The sequence below is a fragment of the Paenibacillus sp. FSL R7-0198 genome (assembly GCF_038000415.1).
Lineage (GTDB): Bacteria > Bacillota > Bacilli > Paenibacillales > Paenibacillaceae > Paenibacillus.
Genome location: NZ_JBBOCB010000001.1, coordinates 5,419,081 through 5,441,077, shown reverse-complemented (window position 1 = coordinate 5,441,077; position 21,997 = coordinate 5,419,081). Strand labels below are relative to the sequence as shown.

The window sequence follows — 21,997 nt, the reverse complement described above, 5'->3', positions numbered from 1 at the left end:
AGTTCCATCTCCTAATTATTCTCTTCATTAATCCGAAGCCACTCGGAAGGGGTTTTTCTGGCAAAATGTTTTTCAACAAAATCCAAAATATCATCAATGCCGGGCAATGCCGCATTTTCCTTGGCCTCGTCAAACGTCATCCATTGGTACTCGGTATGTTCATGATTTAACCGGACAGGCTGGCCTTCATCTACATATCCTACGAATACGGGTGCGGTATAGATATACTCCCCCATGGGTGAATAATATTGTTCGAATTGATTGGCAGAATACAACCGTACTTCCGTAATACCTGTTTCCTCGTGAACCTCTCTGAGTGCAGCTTCCCATGCCTTCTCGCCCTGCTCTATACCGCCGCCAACATAACACCATTCATTATGCAACATACGACCAGCCCGTTTCAGCATCAGTACACGGTATTGATCGAGGCTCTTCTTTAACAGAACTACAGCTACGCCTTCACAACGGATGGGAACTGCCTGTTTCACGTGCTCTGCACCATTCAATTTCTCGCCCCCTTCTCTTCCGAATCGAAGTCCTCCAACACTTTAAACTTATCCCCGTGGATTTTGTCCAAATGATCTTCTCCCCAGTAACATAAATGATCCAAAGCAGGCTTGAGTCCCCAGCCGTAGTCCGTTAACTCGTACTCTACTTTGGGAGGAACCTCGGAATATACCTTGCGCTGCACAATCTCATCCTTTTCCAGACCTCTGAGCTGCGTTGTCAGCATCTTCTGCGTAATGTCGGGTATTAATCGTCGAAGCTCTGACGTGCGTTTCCGTCCAGTCATCAAATGATAAATAATCAAAGGCTTCCACTTCCCGCCCATCACTTCCAAGGCCGCTTCCACGCCTACTTTATATTTTTTTGGAGCACTCGTTTCTCCATGTTCCGTCATTCTGAACCCCTCCATGATCAGGCTGTATCCCAAGTGAAAATATAATCTTTTTACTGCTCTTTTTTCTACTATTTGAGCCTATTTCGAGGCATCCATTTAGGGTACTTTAATGTTCCTATAGCACTTCATTCTTCCTATAGAACATCAAAGTGCGTACTTCCAGATGTTTTCATACCTGTTTATAATAGCATCAGCCACTGATTTATGGCTACAATACTGCAATCCAGAAAGGTAGTGAAAGATAAGATGAACGTACTCGTTGTAGTATCCCACCCAAGAAAAGACTCCTTGACCTTTCAGGTAGCTCAACGTTTTGCACAGGGGCTTACCGAAGCTGGTCACGGTTATGAGATATTGGATTTGCATGGGATTGGATTCGACCCGATTCTCCGAGAGATGGATGAACCTGACTATACCCAAGAAAATCAGGTATTCTCGCCTGAGGTTGAGACGGAGATGGAGCGGTTGAAGAAACACGATGCTGTCGCTTTTGTGTTTCCTCTCTGGTGGTGGCATCTGCCAGCCATGTTGAAAGGTTATGTAGATCGTGTCATGAACAACGGATTTGCCTATGGCGCTAATAAGCTCCCTCATCAGCAGATATTGTGGCTCTCTCTTTCGGGTGTGACGGAAGAACAAATGCACAAGCGCAACTATGGTGAATCGATTGCCAATTTGCTCAATGTGGGTATTGCCGATTACTGCGGCGTGTCCCAATCGAGGGTTGAGTTTTTATATGAAACGTTGGAATCCAAGCCTGAGCATTATGAGGCACTGCTGAACCATGCACATCACCTGGGACTGAACTATGCCAACGATATTCCTACTCCATGATCGTATGAGAAAAAAGATATGACCCGAATATGTATTCTGAAGTTTTGTGATACGTTCAATGGCGAATCACTACGCTTGAACACGGCAAAAAGGTCGCTCCGTAGAGCGACCCTGTCTGTGTGTCTTGCATTATTTTACTGTCGAGAGAAGAAACTTCTCCAGCATGGTGATGTCGGTAATGCTATGGTTGCAAGCTGTGTTATCCGTGCATACGTACTGAGCAATGGAAGAAAAGTTGTCCGGCGAATGAGCTTTGGTCTTCACGTTGAAGAATCCAAGCTGCTGATGACGATGACAGAACATGCAGTACCCTTTTTTGTTCGTGGGTGTAATCCGTCCCTCGATACCGAGGAATCTGCCTTCGTACGGATACACGATGAACAAACGGCTCGTCGCAATGTCAGTCCATCTCAGATAGGTAGTACGTGCGTAATCGATGGATTCGAGATCGGGCACTTTGAGCTTCTTGGCCTTTGGAAACAGTTTCTGAATCTGCTTCGCTGATACTTGCGGATATGGAATCAGATATGATTCGAGCTGGTTCATATACGTCTGCAATTCATGTGTCGTCTCATACGTGGATAACTGCTCCAGCAGTTGCTTTTGTTCCGGAGTCAGTTCATCGAAGATGCTCACCGCATTGGTGCCGACCGTATAACGGACGGTTTCCAATACTTTGGGATCTACAACCGAGCGTAGCGTTTTGAGCAGGAAATCAGCTTGTTTTTGAATATAATTAAATTGATGATTCTGAATAAATGGTGTTTGCATGGCGTTCAGCCCCTTATTTTTATTGGAAGAACAAATAAGGTGCAAAGCCTGCGGGATGTAACATTATGTTGATATTGATTTCAGGGCAAACGATCTCATTTTTGTCGCGCCCTACACAAAGTCCGCCCCTATTCAGGCTTTGCGTAAGGCTTTCTAGCGAACGAGCAATCCGGCATTATCCATATTGCCACGTCATAACCCCCAATACGATAGATATAACGAAATTATAGCAGGGCAGCATAGTGTAGGCAACGGGCTTCGTTACAATCTCCTCTGTTCAAGAAATTATTACATCTCAGGCTTTCTTCCCATTCTCCAGCAAATGATCTACTGCTGACTGCTCAATGGCCAGCCCTTCCGTGTAACGCTCCATGAACAAGGCAAATCCATTCACGTCTGCGCTATTTGGAGAAACCTCTTGTCCTTCTGCATCAATAAACACCTTAGTAGTAAGGTACTCTGCCAAACCCTCGTGCTGTTGCTTATTAACCATGTAGGAAGCCAAAATAGCCATTCCCCATGCGCCACCTTCACCAGCGGTAGACATGACCGACACGGGAATATTCAGTGCGGATGCGCATATTTTTTGAGCGACTAGTGGGGTTTTAAACAATCCCCCATGCGCCCAAATGTGCTCAATCGTTACGTGCTCCTTCTGTGTCAGAATATCCAGCCCGAGCCTTAGTGCAGCAAATGCAGCAAACAGATGGACTCTCATAAAGTTTGCCAGATTGAAACGGCTCTCTGGAGAACGTACAAACAACGGACGACCTTTTGCAATTCCTGTAATATTCTCGCCTGAATAGTAGCCATAGCTCAGTAAGCCACCGCCATCAGCGTCAGCTTTCAGTGCTTCATTGAACAACACACTGAATAACTGGTTCATATCGGGTTTCTGTCCCATCGCCTCATAAAACTCACGGAACAAGTCGACCCAGGCATTAATATCGCTGGAGCAGTTATTCGCAAGAACCATAGCCACAGGATTGCCATCAGGTGTAGTCACGATGTCAATCTCAGGGTATACCGTAGATAGCTTTTTATCTAATACAATCATGGCAAAAATCGATGTACCTACGGAAATGTTACCCGTACGTTTTTGGACACTATTTGTAGCGACCATCCCTGTTCCAGCATCCCCTTCCGGAGGGCACAGTGGTATATTGGATTCCAAGTTACCTGATGGATCTAACAATCGAGCACCAGCTTCACTAAGATATCCGGCATGTTCACCGGCAGTGTACACTTTAGGTAAAATATCTTTAAGATTCCACGGGTAGCCTTTGTCGGCAATTAAATCGTTAAACTTTTTCACCATTTCTTCATGATATCCCAGTGTGGATTCATCAATTGGGAACATACCTGAGGCATCCCCTATACCTATAGCTTTACTGCCAGTCAACAGCCGATGTATGTAACCTGATAGTGTCGTAATATAATTGATGTTAGCGACATGCTCTTCTCCGTTCAAAATCGCTTGATACAAATGTGCGATGCTCCAGCGCTCTGGAATTTTAAACTGGAATTTCTCGGTTAGCTCTGATGCAGCCTTCCCCGTTGTGGCATTGCGCCATGTACGAAACGGAACCAATAACTCCCCTGTTTGATCAAGTGCAATGTAACCCTGCATCATAGCAGAACATCCGATTGAGCCAATTTTTTGTATCGTTACACCATAATTTGTTTCAATCTCTTGCTTTAATTGATGATAGGTTTGTTGCAACCCATGAATCATTTCATCCATCTGGTAAGTCCAGTAACCGCCAATCAATTGATTTTCCCACTCATAACTGCTGGAACAGATGGTATTAAAATGGTGATCAATAAGTACAGCTTTGATTCGTGTGGATCCAAATTCAATGCCTAGCGAAGTTTCTCCCCTGACTATTGCTTGTTTCAAGATTTGATCCATCATCGTATTCATCCTCTCTGAATTTGGAATCTACCTGATTCGAGAATAAAGTCATCTTAATAACCCAAGTCATTTTAAAGTTCAATACATTCGATAAAATTATCCCAAGTTATTCTTCTAAAATCCACTTTGAATTCCCTCCTGCACTAATCATCATTACTATTTTCTTCTCTATCTCACTGCACTCGTAAAACTCGCTTTAAAAATAAGATCATACACATTCGTGTAAGAATCGTAATACTCAAGTGCCTGTTTTCTCTCTTCGTAAAACGACTTCAACCTCTCTTTGTCTCCAGTATCGACATAAGCGATTAACTCTCGACTTGCTTTTTTGTATGCTTCTACACTTCGTCTCGCAGATCCAAAATCAAAGGAATTATAGTCTAGCACGGGAGTAAAGTTCTCCGGTCGGATTCCCGCATTTGATTCAGCTTCCGCTATGAACTCGTGTAATTTCGAGAAATCTACCGGCTCTTCCAGCAGCACATTGCCCAAAATGTGAACCACTTCCTGATCCACCTTGTTGAATCGCGTTGTAAAGACATGATTAAACACATGCATCTCCATCAAATTTCTGGTGTACAGAAAATAGCTATTAACCAAATGAAGCGTTGAGTTTTTATACTCTACCGAGAATCTCGCACCTCGAAGAATATTAGCCGGGATATATACTCGGCCGTCTATCATTTTTGCTTCGACTCCTGCCTGTGTTTTGAGTTCCTTTTCATTAAAAATTACGCTGATTTTCTTAGGTGCACTTGAAACGGTATGAGCCATGGAGCAGCTTAATAACGTTACAGCAAGTGTAAACATCATCATCTTTTTCACTATGTACAACTCCTCGATAGGAATAATCAGGATATATTTGCATTTCACCTTTCTTATCGTACCATTTTATTCAAATAAAGGTAATACACTACATATGTGCAACATTCTTTTTCCATACACCAAAAAGAAGCCACCTCCCTGGCCTTCCCCAGTTCAGTGACTCCATTTTACAATCCTATTCATTCCCTACATTTAACTACTCCTTAACAGCTCCAACCACAATCCCCGTTACAAAATAACGTTGCAGGAACGGGTACACAAGCAGGATCGGCAGTGCGCTGATAAAGATCTGCGAAGCCCGAATTGTCCGTTGGGACAGGTTCTTCACCGCTTCTGGATCAAGCTTCGACATATCGGCCTGCACGATGATCGTCTGCATGAATGTGGCGAGTGGAAGTTTTTCCGCATCACGGATGTAGATGATCCCGTCAAAATACGCATTCCAATGTCCAACCATCATGAAGAGTGAAACCGTTGCAATAACAGGTACGGAGACGGGCAGATAGATTTTGATAAACGTCTGCAAGTGACCTGCGCCATCGATAAATGCAGCTTCTTCCAAATCTTTGGGAACGGTACGGAAGAAGTTCAGCAATAGAATGATGTTAAACACCGCAACCAATCCCGGCAGGATCAAGGCCAGCAATGTGTTCATCAGTCCCAGCTTCAGAATCAGGATATACCCCGGAATGAGGCCACCGCTGAACAGCATCGTGATGACAAAATACCACAGATAGATGTTACGTGCGCGGAACACCCGCGTCTCTTTGGAAAGTGCATAGGCTGCAAGCGTATTAACAATTAACGCAAGTCCAGTACCGAGTACCGTCCGCTCCACAGATACCCATAAGGAGGAGAGGAAGTTTGTATTGGCAAATGTCTTCGCATACGCCTCCAGTGTGAATCCAATTGGCCAGAACGTGACGAGACCAGCATTTGCAGGCGCAGATGCGCTAAGTGATACCATGAGCAAGTGATACAAAGGCAGCAAGCAGAGCAGTGAAAGGATGGTCAGGAACACATTGTTGAATATGCTGAATATGCGGTAAGGCATCGTTTTATGATACATTCGTTTGTCATCCTTTCTAGAAAATTCGGTATCCGGCGAATCGGTAAGCCAGTCGGTACGAGATCACAATCAGGATCAGGCTAATGACCGATTTGAACAGATTCACGGCGGTAGCGAAACTGAACTGTCCACTTAACAGACCTTCTCTATACACAAACGTATCGATAATATCTCCTTGTTGGTAAATCAATGGACTATATAAGTTAAAGATCTGGTCAAAGTTGGCGTTAAGCACATTACCCAGTGCCAGCGTTGCGATTACGATCCCAATAGGAATCAGTGCCGGGATGGTAATATACATCGTTTGCTTCCAGCGTCCCGCTCCATCCACTTCAGCTGCTTCATAAAGTGCAGGGTTAATACCGGACAGTGCCGCTAGGAAGATAATTGTGTTGAAACCAAACTCTTTCCAGACATCACTCGCAATAATCGTGAATCGGAACCAACTCCCATCCCCCAGGAAGAAGATCGGCTTGATACCAAATACGGATACCAAGAACTGATTGACAATACCCGTCTGGGCCAGAATGTCGATCAGAATGCCTGACAACGTAACCCAAGACAGAAAGTGAGGAAGATACACGAGTGTTTGAATTGTTCTTTTCAGTGCCATCTTCCGTACCTCGTTAAGCAATAAGGCAAAGATAAACGGAATGATCAGATTCATGACGATCTTCGTACAGGCAAAAAATAGCGTGTTCCACGTAATTTGCAGGAAATAATCATTTTCCCACATGTACCTGAAGTGCTTCAGTCCTACCCATTCGGAATTAAAAAATCCCAGTGCAGGTTTATAATCTTGAAATGCCATCAAAATCCCGGACATCGGAATGTATGAAAATATAAAGACCATAATAGCCGCCGGCAACACCATGAAGTGCAGAATCCATGGCTGTTTGTAGCGTTTTTTTCTCTTTTTATCCAGCTTGTTCCCAACGTTTGCCTGCGGGATCCGCTTACCCTCCAATTTAGCCTCCATAGCGCTTCTCCTGTTCCCAAAAAAAGTTTTTGTGTGTGATCGGGTTCTCTGATATAAATAGTATCAAGCCGTTCTGAGGTCTGACTATATAACATTGTTAGGCTTGATAGTGTTTTGTTAGGGATATCATCGGAAGACGTTGTTTACACACGAATTAGAAGGAGACTTTTCATGCATATATGGAAGCGCTTAATGCCTTTTCAAGGTACTACCAGATCCCGATTCAGTCTTTTTGCCAAAATAAACTTGTTAATTGTGGTCTTGTTCATCCCCATTCTGATCATGTACACCTACTCGAATAACGTCACCTATGATGTCGTCAGCAAAGAACTGCAGATCTCCAACACCAAACAGCTCACGTTTCTGTCCAGTCAGATCGACTCCCGAATCAATCAGATGATGGATTTCAGCCTGATTCTCTCCCGAGATCCCAATGTCAGAGCATTCAACGGCCTTAACATGTGGGATGATCGATATGACCGGATGCAGACCCGTTATGTGATACAAGAGAAGATGACGCTGCAAACCGGCGTTACGGATATATGGCCTACCCGATATGCGGTGTATTCACAGCAGAATAAGGATGTCATAGCCAACTACAACCAAACGACAGGATATGATGAGGCATATTTGAAAAAAAATATGAGTGGACGATGGACCTATGGGGATCAGGGAGCCGCATCACAGGACGAACTAAATTCCTTCTATTGGTTTTATACCGATTCCTTGGCACAGCCGGGGATGCTCACGGGAAGTAATCTCGTGATTGAAGCTAGCTTCAGCTACGAAAATATTCAAAATATGCTGGATACGTATAAAGCGGGTGGACAAGGCGATCCTTTCTTGTATCACAAAGGAAATTCACCCATTCTGAATCGCAGCGCGGACAAGCAATTATCCGCAGAACTCATTCAGTATCTGGACACGCATTCTCCGGAAGATACTACACAGGATGTCGTAGAGCTGAACGGTAAGAACTATCTGGTTAGCTCCGTGAAGTCCACTTATCTGGATTGGCATCTGGTTGACGTGATTCCACTGTATCAGATTTTGAAACCCATCTCGCTGAGTCAGAATCTGTTCTACACCTGTATGATTTTGCTGCTGGTGGTGGGCATCTCTGCTTCAATCCTGCTGTACCGAAATGTGCAATATCCGATCAAAAAGCTGATCAAAGGCTTACGCCGCGTAGAGCAAGGGGATTATTCTGTCCGACTGCATAGCAAAAACCAGAATGAGTTCTCATTCCTGTTCCGCCGATTCAACGATATGTCCCATCAGATTCAGGATCTGATCGAGAATGTGTTCCACGAGAAGATTAGAGCCAGGGAAGCTACGCTGAAGCAATTACAAGCGCAGATCAATCCGCATTTCCTATATAATTGTCTCGGGTATATCATCAACATGGCCCAAATGAAGGACGAGCAAGCCGTCGTCTCCATGGCGCATAACCTAAGTGCGTATTATCGCTATACCACCCGTATGGAACGGGAGACGTCGTCGCTACAAGAAGAGATCAAGCTGCTGATCAACTATCTGGATATCCAGAAGCTGCGCAATGGTCGAATTGAGTATCACATCGATATCCCTGAGGATATGCTCTCCCAGTCGGTGCCACGATTAATGCTTCAGCCGATGGTCGAGAATTCCGTAATTCACGGTGTAGCGAAGTCCTATTCATCCGGGGAAATCCGAATTACCGGGGAGCGCTTGAATGGTTTTGGCAGAATATACATCGACGACGACGGCCCAGGCTTAAGCCCGGAACAATACGAAGCGCTAAACTTGAAGATGCAGGAACCTTTACAAGAGGAAATGGGCTGCGGCCTTTGGAATACGCACCAACGAATCACGCACCTGTTCGGCAGTCATTCCTACCTCCTATTCGGCCCATCCCCACTTGGCGGATTCCGAACCGAAATCATCTGGGAGATACCAAAAGAGGACACAGATTTCGATAAAGGTAATACCGATACAAATTTAAGTTAATACAAACAATAAATTGACGATTTAATTTTGAACAAGATCACGTACACGATAACGCAGAGGACAGAAAAAACCTGAAGAAACGGAGTGCTCGCCTTTATCACCAGATTTACACATTATTAAATTCATTCAATAAATCTGGGGATAACAGCGATCGGAAGGTTATTCTGTCATCGGAGTGGCAAGTGTACAGATGTCTGCGTTCAACCACCAAGGAGACAATACAAACATGCAAATGATGATCGTAGACGATGAAGCACACTGGGTCGATAACCTGTCCATGACCAAGCCCTGGCACACACTGGGGATCGAACATGTGCATAAAGCATATTCGGCACACGAAGCACTACAAATGATCGATACCCACCCCATCGATATCGTAATCTCAGACATTCAGATGCCTGAAATGACAGGCATTGAACTGATCGAACGCATCCGCATCCGGGACAAAAAAATAAAATGTATCCTGTTATCCGGATACTCCGAATTCGATTACGCCAAAAAAGCCATCCAGTTCGAAGCCGTGGACTATCTGTTGAAGCCGCCCACAGACGATGAATTAATGGGTGCTGTTCAGAAGGCCATCGATCAATTGAACAACGAATGGGAACTTGTCAGTTCACTGACACGAACACAGTTTACGTTGCGAGAGAATCTCCCCCATTTGCGAGGACGACTGCTTCTAGGGGCGTTGCAGGGACAACGAATCGCCGCTGCCGAATGGGATCGGAAGCTCGCCAATTACAATCTCCCCTTTCATACCGGGGATGCTGCTTTAATGCTGGTACGGCTGGAAGAAGAATTCGGACACTATGACAGCAATGATCAGACCCTGATCGAATATGCGATCATCAATATGGCGGAAGAGATTATGGGTGAGTTTATGGAAGTGTGGGGCGTGAAGGAGGAGCACGGATATCTGGTGTTTTTACTTCAGTTGAAAGAACGGAAAGGCGATATTGGCAAAGAAACCATCCTGGAGAAGTTATCGATTCAGCTTCAATCCAAAGTAAAACAGTTTCTGAAAGGCTCCCTCTCCATTGTCATCACCGAGTGGTTCACCTTTCCGGACCAGATTTACGATCGCTTCCGTCAGGCTTCCGCCTATTTTCGGCAGATCGTCGGCGACGAACGCGAATTCGTCATGCGCGTTAGCGATGTTGAGACACCTGCGGCGCAAGGTCCACTCGATGTGCTGTATACCCCGCCCACCTTCATTAGTCTGCTTGAGAGCGGACAGTGGGATGCAGCGGAAGAGAAAATCCTCGCGGTCTGCGCAGAGCTGGATGAGAAATGGTCGGAATCATGGGAGCACTGCATGGAGGCTGGTTTTCTCATTACAGCATCGTTCACCAACATCGCTCATCGGAACAAGCTGACTCTGACCACCTTAATGGGAAATGATGTCGAGGATTTGCAAAGTGGGGAAGTTTTCGCTACCATCAGCAAACTGCGGAAATGGTCACTCAGTGTGCTCGGCAAACTCAAGGAAGGCACGTCCAACGAGATCAAGGACATTCGTTCCGAGTATGTGAAGAAGATTCAGGATTTTACAGATAAAAACCTGCATCTGGATGTGTCTTTACGTGTACTGGCTGACCATGTCAACCTGCACCCGACCCATTTGTCCAAGATCTATAAGATAGAAACCGGCGAAGGCATCAGTGATTATATCTCGCGCCTGCGTATGGATCGGGCCTGCCACAAGCTGGTCACGACCACCAAAAAAGTGTACGAAATCAGCATGGAGATTGGTTATATGGACCCGGCTTATTTTATCAAAGTGTTCAAGCGTCAATTTGGCGTTACTCCGCAGGAATACAGAGACCAGCATAAATAACATGACAGAAAAACGTTCTTTTGGAACATTCACTAATAGAGTCCTATCGAAACTAACAAACTCATATAGATGCCCTCCCGCCCAAATTGGTACAGTTACATTGTAGAGGTTGTTCAAAAAGTCCGCTTTTGATTACGAAGGATGCCTAGCGGCATCATCAGCATCGAATATGGAATTCAGCCGAAATGTCCGTTGCTCACGTAGCTCTATCTACGCTCCGCTACTCCATTTCTAGCTTCATCCCATCTTCTCGGTACTGAAAACCGGCCTTTTTGAACACGCATTTGTAAAGATCATACACCGTAGGGGGATTGAACAATGATCAAATTCAAAACATGGTGGTCACTGCTCATGGTTATCGCGCTCATCACGATCACTGCGTGCGGCAGTGGCGAGACAGCCAGTGACAATGGTAGCGATAATACGCCGGGAACAGTCGGCTCAGCGGAAGCAGAAGCTGCTTTTGCCAAAGGAAAATATGACCCACCCATCGAGTTCAGTTCGGTTTTGATGCCGAAGAAATACGTGCAAGGAGATACCAAAGAAAATAACGTGCACGATCGCTGGATGCTCGAAACGCTGGGTATGAAGCATAAAGATACCTGGTATCCGGCCAATGACGATCAATACAGACAAAAGCTGCAACTGGCTATCGCCTCTGGCGAGAAGCTGCCTGATTTCGTAACGGTACCCACCAATGCGGTACTGACGAATCAGCTGATCGACTCCGGTCAATTCATCGCCATCGATGAGTTGTTCGACAAGTACGCGAGTCAGACCCTGAAAGATCACGCCGCAGCACATCCTGAACTGTGGTATCCGTTCACCAAGGACGGCAAGAAATACAACATGCCGATCATGGAGTACACCGATAACGATGATACACTGCTCTGGCTCCGCGAGGACTGGATGGAGAAGCTGAACCTGGAAGCTCCGAAAACCATCGCAGACCTTGAGAACATCATGGACAAATTCAAAAACGAGAACCCGGATGGTCTGTCTCCAGACAAAGTATTCCCGCTGGCAATCTCGCTGAAAAATAACACCAACACCTGGATGGGTCAACTCGACTGGTTGTTCGGTGCATACGGTACAATCGAGGAGCAATGGAACAAAGACGCGAACGGCAATCTCGAGTACGGCTCCGTTAACCCGGGTGCCAAACAAGCCCTTGCCAAGCTGGCTGAATGGATGGATAAAGGTTATATCCACGCTGACTCCGCTCTGTGGGACGAAGGCAAATCCGCTGAAAGCTGGACAGCGGGCAAAGCGGGAATTCTGCCTGGCGCAAACTGGGTACCGGACTGGCCTGCACCCGACCTGCTGAAGAACGTACCTGGCTCAAAGTATAAAGCTTACCCTGTTCCAGCTGGCCCAGACGGCAAGATCGGTACGAAATGGCAGAACTCTGGTGTCAACGCAAGTATCATGATCAACAAGGATGCGAAGCATCCAGAAGCCATCTTCCTGTACTACAACTACTTGCTCGATAACCTGGCTAACCCGGCTGCGGGCAGTGAGTATGAATACGGCTTCGCCAAAGGTTACGACTGGGATATCATTGACGGACAACCGACCAGTGACAAAGAGAAGATCAAAGACTTCTCCAACGAATTCCCTTTCCTGACCGGCCCAGCACGTATCCCGGATCTGTACATGAAAACACTCGTGAAGCTGGCCAACGGCGAGAAGCCTGAAACACCTTACGAGAAACAAATGGCCGAGTTCCGCAAACCGGAAAACTGGTATGCAGGTAAAGTGGTTATGTCCCAGATCGACATCCGTAAACAAAACTATTTTACTGGCGCAGCCACACCAACCATGGTGTCCAAATGGAACCTGCTCCGCCAGTCCGAGATGGAAACCTTCAACAAAATCATCTACGGCAATCTGCCAATTGATGCCTTTGACCAATTCGTCGCCAACTGGAAATCCAATGGCGGAGATCAGATCACGCAAGAAGTGAATGATTGGTTTAAATCGGTAAGTGCGAAGTAAGATAGGGTTTTGGGAAAAGTAGAGATTAAAAAAACAGCCGAAGCGATAGTTACACGCTTCGGCTGTTTTTTAGGTAGAGATTGAGGTCGCTTCCCCTGTCTTATGGGTTCGCGTTAGAGGGTTGATGAGCCTTTGTATTGATCTCCTCCGACATCGACTGACCCAGCAAGGATACGGTGAGATGAATACCATCTCTTAATCCCTGCATGTACAACCGCTCATTCTCTATTCCTTTGCTGACAATGTGCCGATTTTCCCACTCGGTATATTCAGGCATTTGCTCCAGGTCCTTGCCTACAAACAAAGCTTCAAATGCTTCGTCTGTTTCCTTACGTACACGACTCAGCTTAGGATCATGCTCGATCCGTGCAGACACCTCATCCAGCCTTGCCTGAATCGCTTGTTGCATCCACGATGGAAAATCCATTGTTTCTCCTCCCCTATGCATTATGTACCTCACCCATCATCATACAACTCGGTTATTCCTCGCCTTCATTTCACTCACTCGGGTCACCAGTTCATCCACCCTTCGGCTCTGTTCTTGCACTTCGGGGTTGTCCCACAACGGAATCGCTTGCTTCAAGGATGCCTCTCCAAGCTGATTAAGCTTGCGCCGTTCCTCTTCCAATAAGTCAAGCAACCGGCTCATACATGCACCTCTCTGATGGGTCTAAACTGCATCATGTCTTGTTAATGCTAGACGTGAGCAGTCATTTTTAATTCAAATACCTGCGCTCCGATGCTGTATACTAATATCTTCGACTAATCCAAATTGTAAGATAACAAATGATCATTTTAATGCGGGGATCGAATTAAAAATATAAAAACACCGATTTAAGCCTTCGGTGTCAATAATAAGATCAGCTCTCAGCTTCCAATCTATTCTCGAAAATAAGAGCTGGATATTACGACATTGTGTGTGCTAGTTGAAAATCAACTAGACTATTCTTTCACGTTTGAACGGTCCTAGCAATTCGCTGGTCTGCTGATGTATTTCTCCCCCTAAAATCAAACCTCCATTAAAGCCACTTCTATTCGAATAATATATCTATTTAAAAGTTAGTCACTTCTCAGAGTCTTTATCACTGCTTCTCAAATCAATACCTTCAATTAAGCTTACTAGTTCTTTTAATCTGTTTCTTCTCAAACTCACTACATCAGACATAACAAATCTAAGAAGTGAAATCACGTAAGTTATCATAAATATTACTATAATATTAACACCTAATACTGTTATTGCTTCGGACATTAAACTTATATTTTTGAATTGAGTGATAGCATATTGGTTCCATATTGGTATAAAGAGACCAACAAATATGCCTGGAACAAAAAAAATTGTGAGTTTAGTATTTTCAATTTCCTTATTTAGGGTTTCAATTATTTTAGTACAGCTTTTCGATAAATTTAGACCTAGTTCATTCTTTAAATATTTTTTTAATTCATTTTCCTTATATAGATTAAATTCAGAACCACCCCACATTCTTTCATCTTGTTTCAGTCCATATTTAGTAAGAACGATTTTCTTAGCTTTAATGTTCACAATGTTTAATCCTATAATTGTTAGTATGAGGTAAGTTACAAATCCATAAAACTTGTAGTCATTAGGAATAAATAAAAAGGCAATACTAACTAACCCTAACAAACTAATAAATCCAAACCAATATACCTTCATGTTATTAAAGACTAAATTATAATTACCTAGTTTGTTAATATAAAAATGAATTACCTGATGGATCAACTCAAACAGCACCTTTCTACTAAAAATTTAAAAGTATATTCCTTAATGATAATCCCAATATCACATCGACATAACTGGACCTTTAATAATCAATCTAACTTTGTCTTTCAACATCTTGTAGTCTCCCTCAGAAAATTTCAATGTATTTATTGATATTCAGAGATTTATAATGAGTAAATATACCTTCTATCTAAATATGGCTCATAAATTTTATTTACTTGAGAGTATGTTGCTTAAATTGCCCATTATCTCGGATTAGGTTCGGATAATTGATTTTGAAATTCACCTATAATGCCTTCTAACCGTCTAATAGATCATCATATGTAACTATATCTATTACATTTTTATATTTTCTTTTGATAACTTCTAAATCTCGAAGTTGTTCGCTATTCAGTTCCTTTTCTCTTCCAAGAATAATGATAGCACTAGGACTTGTAATATTAATCTCGAAACCATTCGGAAGGTACTCCCTATATTTATTTGTTAAATCTTTTCACCTTGTCTTCCCGACTTGTTCAAATGAAACAAATACTTTTCTACTTGCATAATAGTACCTGATAGTTCTCTAACCGGAACAAAATTATCTCTATACGTATGTTGAGAAATCAGAGCATTAAAATTTGTTTTTTTTATTTTTAAACATCAACATTCCCACTTGAGTCAATTAGCATATAGTCTAATCTTCGTTGTTTTAAACTATATTCATCTCTGAATTTCACTTCTTTATATACTCGGATATATTTAGGGTACATCAATAACAAGACGTCTATAATTTCGTTTTGCCAATCTGATTCAGTGTAGCCATTAACGTGTCTGTGTTCACGACCCAGCACATACTGGATGTCCGGTAAATGCCGGACCAAGGGCGAGTGCCCGCAGCGTGAATATTATGTTAGATGATGTTATTGACTGATTTAATGCAACTATCATTAGTTTCTTTTACTCACTAAAAATTCGATCATTTTTGTTATTAACGGAAGTCTTTCATTAGCTTGCTCTGTTTCTTCAATCAATTTAAATGATAACAATATATTTTGAACTTCTAACAAACTATCATGATAATCTTTGAGTTGCCGAACTGTTTTATTGTATAAATAAAAAAATAGGCCTGATACTAGTTCTACTACAACACCAGAGCTAGTTACTAAAAAAGAAATGTTCTCATAATCGCTATTAATATATTGAAAGACTAAACCTAAAACTATTAGCACAAAACCTGAAATAGAAGCTGTACAAGATAAAATAAAACTCTTTTGTGTATGCTTCTTAACTAAAGAATAATATTCACTCAAATTATCAATATTAATGCTAACAAGGCTATCAAAATATGTAGGTTCATAGTTAGGATTAATCAATTTCAACATAGAATTTTTTCTGTATTCTAACTTTTCAAGTTTTTCTTGAAGTTTGCTAGAGTCTGTTCCCAATGCAGCGATAAAAATCAAAATACTCAGAACCCATAATATAATCTCTACTACAATATTAAGGTTAAATTGACCAAAATATTTTGCAGCTATTGGAGCAGCAAATCCCAAGGATAATCCAAAATATAACTTCTTTTCTTTGGCTGTTTTCTTTATTTGGGATTTCAATTCCAAAATTCCTTCTTCAACTCTATTCGCAAATACTGTAACGCTCCCATCTGTTGAATTACTATTTTCTATAATATCCTCTGGAATCTCTTTATTTTCCACGCTGTTCGCTCCTATTTATCAATAATGTTATCTAACGTTTCTGTATTCAAGACCCGACGCATGACGGGTGTCCGGCGTATGCCCGATGCGTGAATATATTGTTAACTGATGCCCCTTACCACTCGGTTCCGCTTCCACTATTCAAAGTAAGCACCATTTTTGAATAACCTTATTCAAAAAAGCCTATAAAAGTTTTAAGCTATTATAGTTTGCTAATCTCTTTATCCATAGCTTTATAAATTTCTTTATCCTGTTTTTTATAGTAGTCTATCAAGTATTCGTTTAAAGTATAAAAATCGTTCTCAGTATGAATCAAGTTTAAAGAGCATAAACTAATGAAAAAAGATATGTTTAGACCGACAATCATTTCTCTCTCAAGAGGCTCATAGTTCAACATATCTCTTAATATATTTGATATCTCGGTAAAGGTAAGTTTCACTCCTTTTACTTTGGCACTATCTGCCAACTTTAATAATTGAGCAACAAGTTTCCCATCTAAACGGTCTATACTTGATATATATCGGTCAACATCATCCTTAGTAGCCTGAAGACCAAATGTAATCTCTGATTTTTCTGAATTGTTACTCAAATTATACTCCTCAAATAATTTCTTAAATCCAGTTATTTCACTATGAGAATTATCAACTCGTTCTCTGAGAGCTTTTAGCTCAGCGAGTAAGTTGCTGTTCTTTAACTCTTCGCCTAAATTATAGATAATCTCCCTCGATTGTCTTACTTCTTCTATCATCGTAGAAGAAGAGTCAAAAGTATTATTCAATTTAGAAGTAACTTGTTCTACTTGTTTGGATGAAGAGAGCAAGATTGAATTAGCTTGTTCGCTCTTAATCCCTTCAATAAGAGAGATAATGATAGCAATAACAGCTAATATGATAGAGACAACAGTTGCTGTAAAAATAGTCTTTCGTAGTAGGAAATTTATCTTTGTTCATCTTCTTTCTCCTTGTCCTTTATTTAAGGTATATACCTATTCGTAAATATAATTTAACTGTGTCTTGATTCCACTTCCACATTCCCAGATTAACTTCTTCGAATTTACTTCATCATATCGCCCCCTTTACGGCACTCTTCTCCCTGAATCTGCTTCGCTCTGTTTTCATTCCAGCGCACTTATTTTGTTTGCAGCGAGTCTAATTCATGGTTATTCCTGTCTTTTATTTAACCTGATGGTTTCTTATTTCTTCTTGCCTTCTTGGGTTTCAGTTAACGTTCCTGTGTTCACGACTCGACGCATGTCGAGTTTCCAGCAAATGCCGGACACAGGGCGTATGCCCGCAGCGTGAACATTATGTTAGAAGAAGTTACGTTCTTCTATGAATAGCCTACAGTTTTCAAAGTGTGCTCTTTTCATATTCGTAAAATAATTTCCTCTTCAATTTAGAAAAGATAGCAACGTAGTCAATTAAAATGTTTTGGAGGCTTTCAACGCTTTCTTTTGAATGAAAAGTACTCATCGTATGTACAAGTTGAATTCTATTCCGATCTCCTACAAATTCAAAGAATTTATTTAACACTTTATACGTCGAAGGGCTTACAATAACTGCTTTCTCTCGTAGTTCAAACTCTTTCGATTTAAATTCTTCAAAACAAGCAAATAAGTCTTCTATATCATGGCAAGACTCAATATTTTCCTTTAATCCTTCAATTTCAGTTATAATGTCGCGCAATGCCACATCCTTTTTGGGAAAATCTTTAATGAATTGTTGTTTATTATTGTGTTTTATTGTGAGTCTGACTCCTATCAAAGTTAGTAGCCCTCCAAATAATCCCCCAAAATAACTACCATAGAATGCAATCCAATCTGAGGTTTCTCCAGCAAGGTTTTGAGCAAATACGTCAAATTTATTTACTGGTGTATTAAAAACTTTGTTATAGGTAATAGGGATAATAAAGATGAAAAACATTACTCCTATTGCCCATATAACATAAGTTAAGTAATTAGAAATAAAACCATTCCAAATTTTAATCCAAAATCTTCTTCTGTTTAATTTGTTTATTTCCTTTTCATTTAGTTTTTTAGGCTTTCCACTTCTTTTCTTCTTACCTTGATTAAGCAATTTTGCGCCTTCTTCTCCAAAATATAACTCGTTTGAAATATCCACTAGTTTTTGAATATCGAATTCTTTTTTTGAAAATATATTTTTAAAATTTTTAAACACTAGTGTTTTCCTCTTTTCGCTTTAAAATAAGTTTTTTTGTACCTTAGTAATTTCTGCTAACCTTCCTGTATTCACGACCCGGCAATGCCGGGTATCCGACGTATGTCGGATCGAGGACGAATGTCCGCAGCGTGAATATTATGTTATACGACGGAATTGTCTCTCTGAGTAAACAATATAAAATTAGTCCTAATAAGCTTCTAGAAATTCACTCAAAGTATATACTTCGAATTCTTTAATAAATGCTTCTATAATACTTGGATAAAAAGTCAGCAAGATAGGTCTAAGCCTTGAACTACTAATATTTAATGAAATTTGATTACCGAACTTATCCTTAATATCGTCTAAATTCTCTTCTACCCAATTTATTTTAGTTTTAAATTGACTTTTATATCCTAATTTCTTGGATCTGTCTCTCATAAACTTGTCGTAGTCATCTCGAAAAAATTTTGGTTCTAATGCTGGAGAAATCATTTTACATTCAATGAGAAGCAATTCATTTCTTTTAGAATCAAAACCAATGTAATCAATTTCTCCTACTTTTTCTGGTATAACTACCTCGAAATTTTCAGTACCAATTCTATGTTTCAAATTTTTGCGCCCTACAACGTTACGTTTGCTTAACTCATTGTCAACTAAATTTTCAAACCAAATTCCGAGATTTTCAGTCACCTTTTCTAAGCCGTTATTAAATTTGCTAGGGCACCATTCAGATGGTATTTTTTTATAAGAAAGCCCCCTTAAAAATAACAAACTGGATTCGTTTAACATTCCTTTACTCCATGTAACATACTCTTCACTATCAATGGTGACTTCTACAAAAAATCTTCGAAGCAACCTATATTCTTGCTTCGGCTTTGTGATGTCCCGTCCTTCTCCTTTCATTTTCTCCGCATTAATAGAAAACCCTTCATAAAATTTAGAAATGTATTCCATCTTGATTCCAGTATAATTAGACAAATTACTCAACAATATTTCTTTTTTTATATATTTCGCCTTATCATATTCTTCATTTTTTAAAAATTCTATAATTCTCCACAATCCATTCAATTCTACGCCGAATGAATTTATGAAATCATTTTTCATTAACTCATTCAAAACTACTATGTCAGAATCTATGATACGTTTTCCATCGTACAATTTGGATAAATCAGGAAACTTAATCCCATTTTCAATCAAAGGATTATTAATTTTTAAATCCCAATATATATCTTGTCCCTTTTTAAGTTCTAAAGTAGTTTGATCATCAAATAGTGCAAAAGCTGACTCACTTTGCATAGATAATTTAATTAATTCTTCTGTACAAATTATCATTTTATCAATATGTTGTTTTTTCACTTGTTTTTTTGGCAAATCATTAAAGTTAATGATGCTGTCTTCTATCATAAATTTAATTGCTCTTCTAATTATTGGTCCTTGCTTTCGCCAATCTATGAGTACATTTTGATTCTGTGAAATTCTTTTATGCTTTTTCATTTCTATAGTTTTATCATAGTCGTCTAATAGATTTAAAATGAGATCACTTGAAGATATATTGCTTAATTCAGAATGAATTATATTTACGTAAAGTCTAAAACAATAGTGAATAATTTCATTTATTTCTGTTGAATCTGTATACACTCCTTCACTAAACTCCTCAAATATTTTGTTTTCAATATAGTTCCGCATTTTCTTTTCTTGATTTTTGCTTGGACGCTGCAAAGAATATATTCTAAATAAAGATTCTAACATTTTAGTCCTCCATTTTGATGTATTTTGGGGTTTGAATTCTGTCGTATAACGTTTCTGTATTCACGACCCAGCGCATGCTGGGTGTCTGGCGAATGCCGGGCCAAGGACGAATATCCGCAGCGTGAATATTATGTTATCGGATGTCAATTGCTTCTTCGAGTTACTAATTTAAATCTTTAATAAGTCTATTATACTATTCCTAAAGATCTTTTCTTTTGCTCCCTAAGCTCTTCAAATTCTGACCATGACATTTCATGATTATTAACCATGTCCACAATGACTCTTCCGATATATCCTTGAAGCTCTAGCATTAACTTCTTTACTTGCATCTCATCTTCAAGAATGTCTTCAATGCTATCACCTATATGAACAATTCTTGTTCGGTAACCTATATGATTACCAGTTTCATCTTTTTTTCCTGTTAATTCAATAAATCTATCTTTTAATCTCAAATAATCATTATAATCTTTCGCTAAATGTGAAGTGATTTTTTTTCTTACATACTTAAACTGTTGATAGTCATCTGGATAAGCTAAGAATTCAAGTAGTGTCATAGCTCTTACAAACTGAGTAGTGGGACTGTTAGACTCTAAAAAAGACGTATGCATTGAAAGAGCCATTTTTGTAATCTTCCCTACTTCTCCATTTGTAGTGATTAACTTTTCATAATTATCAGAAATTTCTTCGCAATTATTTAAGTTTAAACCACTACCTTTTACTACTTTATGAGTAATAATTGAACCTGCAATGATATAACTTTCGTAATCCTCAACATTAAAAATTAGCGCACTTGAGAACCCATCTGGTTGATCCCAAGTTCCTGCGGCACTTGGTAAAGTATCAATTAAATCCGCTCGACATAAAAAGAATTTCAATATATCCATTACTTTTTCTGCTTCGTTCGTAAGGCTTCTTAAAATTTTTAAATCGAAGTCATGCGAATCTGCTTCAAGAAACTGATCCCAGTCAAAGCCATCTACTGGAAATACTAATAAAGGACTAGACTCAAATACTTCGGGGCAAGCGCCAGTTAAAGCTGTTGCAGCTTCTCGTAAAGCTTGGCCCTCAAGACCGATTGCCATAAATTCATCTTCATTTGTTTCAATACCATTCATAACCGAATGGAATTTATTTGGGACTGGCCTTAAAGAGCGTATTTCAAACTCTCCAATTGGATAAAATCTGTATTTACCAATTTTAAACTCGTTCTCAATTAAAACTCTTGATAACGGCATTACAACAAGATGCTGGCCATCTTTTAGTTCTTCATTAAAGTCTTCAATCGTATTCATCATCGCTACACTCTCCATAATTTAGAATTGAAAATACTACTCTTGATTGATTTCCGATAACGTTCTTGCATTCACGAACCCGAGAGCCTTAGTGGAGCGAAGCGCAACGGGTCGTCAGACTTAGGCTCGCAGGGTTGTCAGCAGGATCTACTTCTCTACCAATACCTTTGCTGACCAAAGGACGGATGTCCCAATGCGTTAATGCTTTGTTATCCGATGGACTTGCCACCTTGAATTTACTTTCATT

General features: G+C 40.7%; 21 protein-coding genes and 1 pseudogene. 4 read left to right on the top strand and 18 right to left on the bottom strand.

The window, feature by feature from the left end; all coding sequences use genetic code 11:
- Positions 1–11 precede the first annotated feature (11 nt).
- Entirely contained in the window at positions 12–506 is a 495-nt protein-coding gene (locus MKY87_RS23705) for an NUDIX hydrolase (RefSeq protein ID WP_340966454.1), read from the bottom strand.
- Positions 503–901, bottom strand: a complete 399-nt coding sequence (locus tag MKY87_RS23700; protein WP_340966452.1) for a winged helix-turn-helix transcriptional regulator — start codon at positions 899–901, stop codon at positions 503–505. The genes MKY87_RS23705 and MKY87_RS23700 overlap by 4 nt, the downstream gene beginning before the upstream one ends.
- Before the next feature lie 246 nt (positions 902–1,147).
- Here MKY87_RS23700 and MKY87_RS23695 point away from each other — a divergent pair, with 246 nt between their 5' ends.
- The gene (locus MKY87_RS23695) at positions 1,148–1,735 is read left to right on the top strand and encodes an NAD(P)H oxidoreductase (protein WP_340967540.1); all 588 of its coding nucleotides are present in this window, start codon (positions 1,148–1,150) and stop codon (positions 1,733–1,735) included.
- 129 nt (positions 1,736–1,864) lie between these two features.
- On the opposite strand, the gene MKY87_RS23690 is transcribed toward MKY87_RS23695, so the two are convergent.
- From MKY87_RS23690 to MKY87_RS23670, 5 genes are all read right to left on the bottom strand, one after another.
- On the bottom strand, positions 1,865–2,506 hold the full coding sequence (locus MKY87_RS23690; protein WP_340966450.1) for a FusB/FusC family EF-G-binding protein: 642 nt from the start codon (positions 2,504–2,506) through the stop codon (positions 1,865–1,867).
- 295 nt (positions 2,507–2,801) lie between these two features.
- Positions 2,802–4,418 (bottom strand): xylulokinase, encoded by a 1,617-nt coding sequence (locus tag MKY87_RS23685; protein ID WP_133385905.1) that lies wholly within the window; start codon positions 4,416–4,418, stop codon positions 2,802–2,804.
- A 171-nt stretch (positions 4,419–4,589) separates the two neighbouring features.
- Positions 4,590–5,246: a hypothetical protein gene (locus MKY87_RS23680; RefSeq protein WP_340966449.1), complete on the bottom strand. Its 657-nt coding sequence runs from the start codon at positions 5,244–5,246 to the stop codon at positions 4,590–4,592.
- A 196-nt stretch (positions 5,247–5,442) separates the two neighbouring features.
- Positions 5,443–6,315 carry a carbohydrate ABC transporter permease gene (locus tag MKY87_RS23675; RefSeq protein WP_047842119.1) on the bottom strand — a complete coding sequence of 291 codons (873 nt, stop codon included), beginning with the start codon at positions 6,313–6,315 and terminating at the stop codon, positions 5,443–5,445.
- A gap of 16 nt (positions 6,316–6,331) precedes the next feature.
- Positions 6,332–7,294 carry an ABC transporter permease gene (locus MKY87_RS23670; RefSeq protein ID WP_370511435.1) on the bottom strand — a complete coding sequence of 321 codons (963 nt, stop codon included), beginning with the start codon at positions 7,292–7,294 and terminating at the stop codon, positions 6,332–6,334.
- 171 nt (positions 7,295–7,465) lie between these two features.
- Here MKY87_RS23670 and MKY87_RS23665 point away from each other — a divergent pair, with 171 nt between their 5' ends.
- The 3 genes from MKY87_RS23665 to MKY87_RS23655 all read left to right on the top strand — a co-directional run bounded on the left by MKY87_RS23665 (position 7,466) and on the right by MKY87_RS23655 (position 13,118).
- On the top strand, positions 7,466–9,283 hold the full coding sequence (locus MKY87_RS23665) for a sensor histidine kinase (protein WP_340966448.1): 1,818 nt from the start codon (positions 7,466–7,468) through the stop codon (positions 9,281–9,283).
- Positions 9,284–9,509: 226 nt separating this feature from the next.
- On the top strand, positions 9,510–11,120 hold the full coding sequence (locus tag MKY87_RS23660) for a response regulator transcription factor (protein ID WP_340966447.1): 1,611 nt from the start codon (positions 9,510–9,512) through the stop codon (positions 11,118–11,120).
- A 318-nt stretch (positions 11,121–11,438) separates the two neighbouring features.
- A complete protein-coding gene (locus tag MKY87_RS23655; RefSeq protein WP_340966446.1) occupies positions 11,439–13,118 on the top strand; it encodes an ABC transporter substrate-binding protein in 1,680 nt (559 codons plus the stop codon).
- Positions 13,119–13,218: 100 nt separating this feature from the next.
- Here the strand turns inward: MKY87_RS23655 and MKY87_RS23650 are convergent, their stop codons facing one another.
- The 11 genes and pseudogenes from MKY87_RS23650 to MKY87_RS23610 all read right to left on the bottom strand — a co-directional run bounded on the left by MKY87_RS23650 (position 13,219) and on the right by MKY87_RS23610 (position 21,979).
- The gene (locus tag MKY87_RS23650; RefSeq protein ID WP_340966445.1) at positions 13,219–13,545 is read right to left on the bottom strand and encodes a hypothetical protein; all 327 of its coding nucleotides are present in this window, start codon (positions 13,543–13,545) and stop codon (positions 13,219–13,221) included.
- A gap of 39 nt (positions 13,546–13,584) precedes the next feature.
- Entirely contained in the window at positions 13,585–13,767 is a 183-nt protein-coding gene (locus MKY87_RS23645; protein WP_340966444.1) for an aspartyl-phosphate phosphatase Spo0E family protein, read from the bottom strand.
- Positions 13,768–14,181: 414 nt separating this feature from the next.
- A complete protein-coding gene (locus MKY87_RS23640; RefSeq protein WP_340966443.1) occupies positions 14,182–14,856 on the bottom strand; it encodes a hypothetical protein in 675 nt (224 codons plus the stop codon).
- A 298-nt stretch (positions 14,857–15,154) separates the two neighbouring features.
- Positions 15,155–15,322 (bottom strand): annotated as a pseudogene (locus MKY87_RS30775) (Shedu anti-phage system protein SduA domain-containing protein); the annotation flags it as partial.
- A 17-nt stretch (positions 15,323–15,339) separates the two neighbouring features.
- A complete protein-coding gene (locus tag MKY87_RS30770; RefSeq protein WP_445669465.1) occupies positions 15,340–15,489 on the bottom strand; it encodes a Shedu anti-phage system protein SduA domain-containing protein in 150 nt (49 codons plus the stop codon).
- 296 nt (positions 15,490–15,785) lie between these two features.
- Entirely contained in the window at positions 15,786–16,550 is a 765-nt protein-coding gene (locus tag MKY87_RS23635; RefSeq protein ID WP_340966442.1) for a TRADD-N-associated membrane domain-containing protein, read from the bottom strand.
- A 202-nt stretch (positions 16,551–16,752) separates the two neighbouring features.
- Positions 16,753–17,298, bottom strand: a complete 546-nt coding sequence (locus MKY87_RS23630) for a hypothetical protein (RefSeq protein WP_340966440.1) — start codon at positions 17,296–17,298, stop codon at positions 16,753–16,755.
- A 601-nt stretch (positions 17,299–17,899) separates the two neighbouring features.
- Complete coding sequence (locus tag MKY87_RS23625) at positions 17,900–18,727, bottom strand: hypothetical protein (protein ID WP_340966437.1); 828 nt, start codon at positions 18,725–18,727, stop codon at positions 17,900–17,902.
- Positions 18,728–18,916: 189 nt separating this feature from the next.
- Complete coding sequence (locus tag MKY87_RS23620; protein WP_340966434.1) at positions 18,917–20,458, bottom strand: hypothetical protein; 1,542 nt, start codon at positions 20,456–20,458, stop codon at positions 18,917–18,919.
- Positions 20,459–20,646: 188 nt separating this feature from the next.
- Positions 20,647–21,753, bottom strand: coding sequence for a hypothetical protein (locus MKY87_RS23615; protein WP_340966431.1), 1,107 nt, complete (start codon positions 21,751–21,753; stop codon positions 20,647–20,649).
- A gap of 85 nt (positions 21,754–21,838) precedes the next feature.
- Positions 21,839–21,979, bottom strand: a complete 141-nt coding sequence (locus MKY87_RS23610) for a hypothetical protein (protein WP_340966429.1) — start codon at positions 21,977–21,979, stop codon at positions 21,839–21,841.
- Between the last annotated feature and the right edge of the window lie 18 nt (positions 21,980–21,997).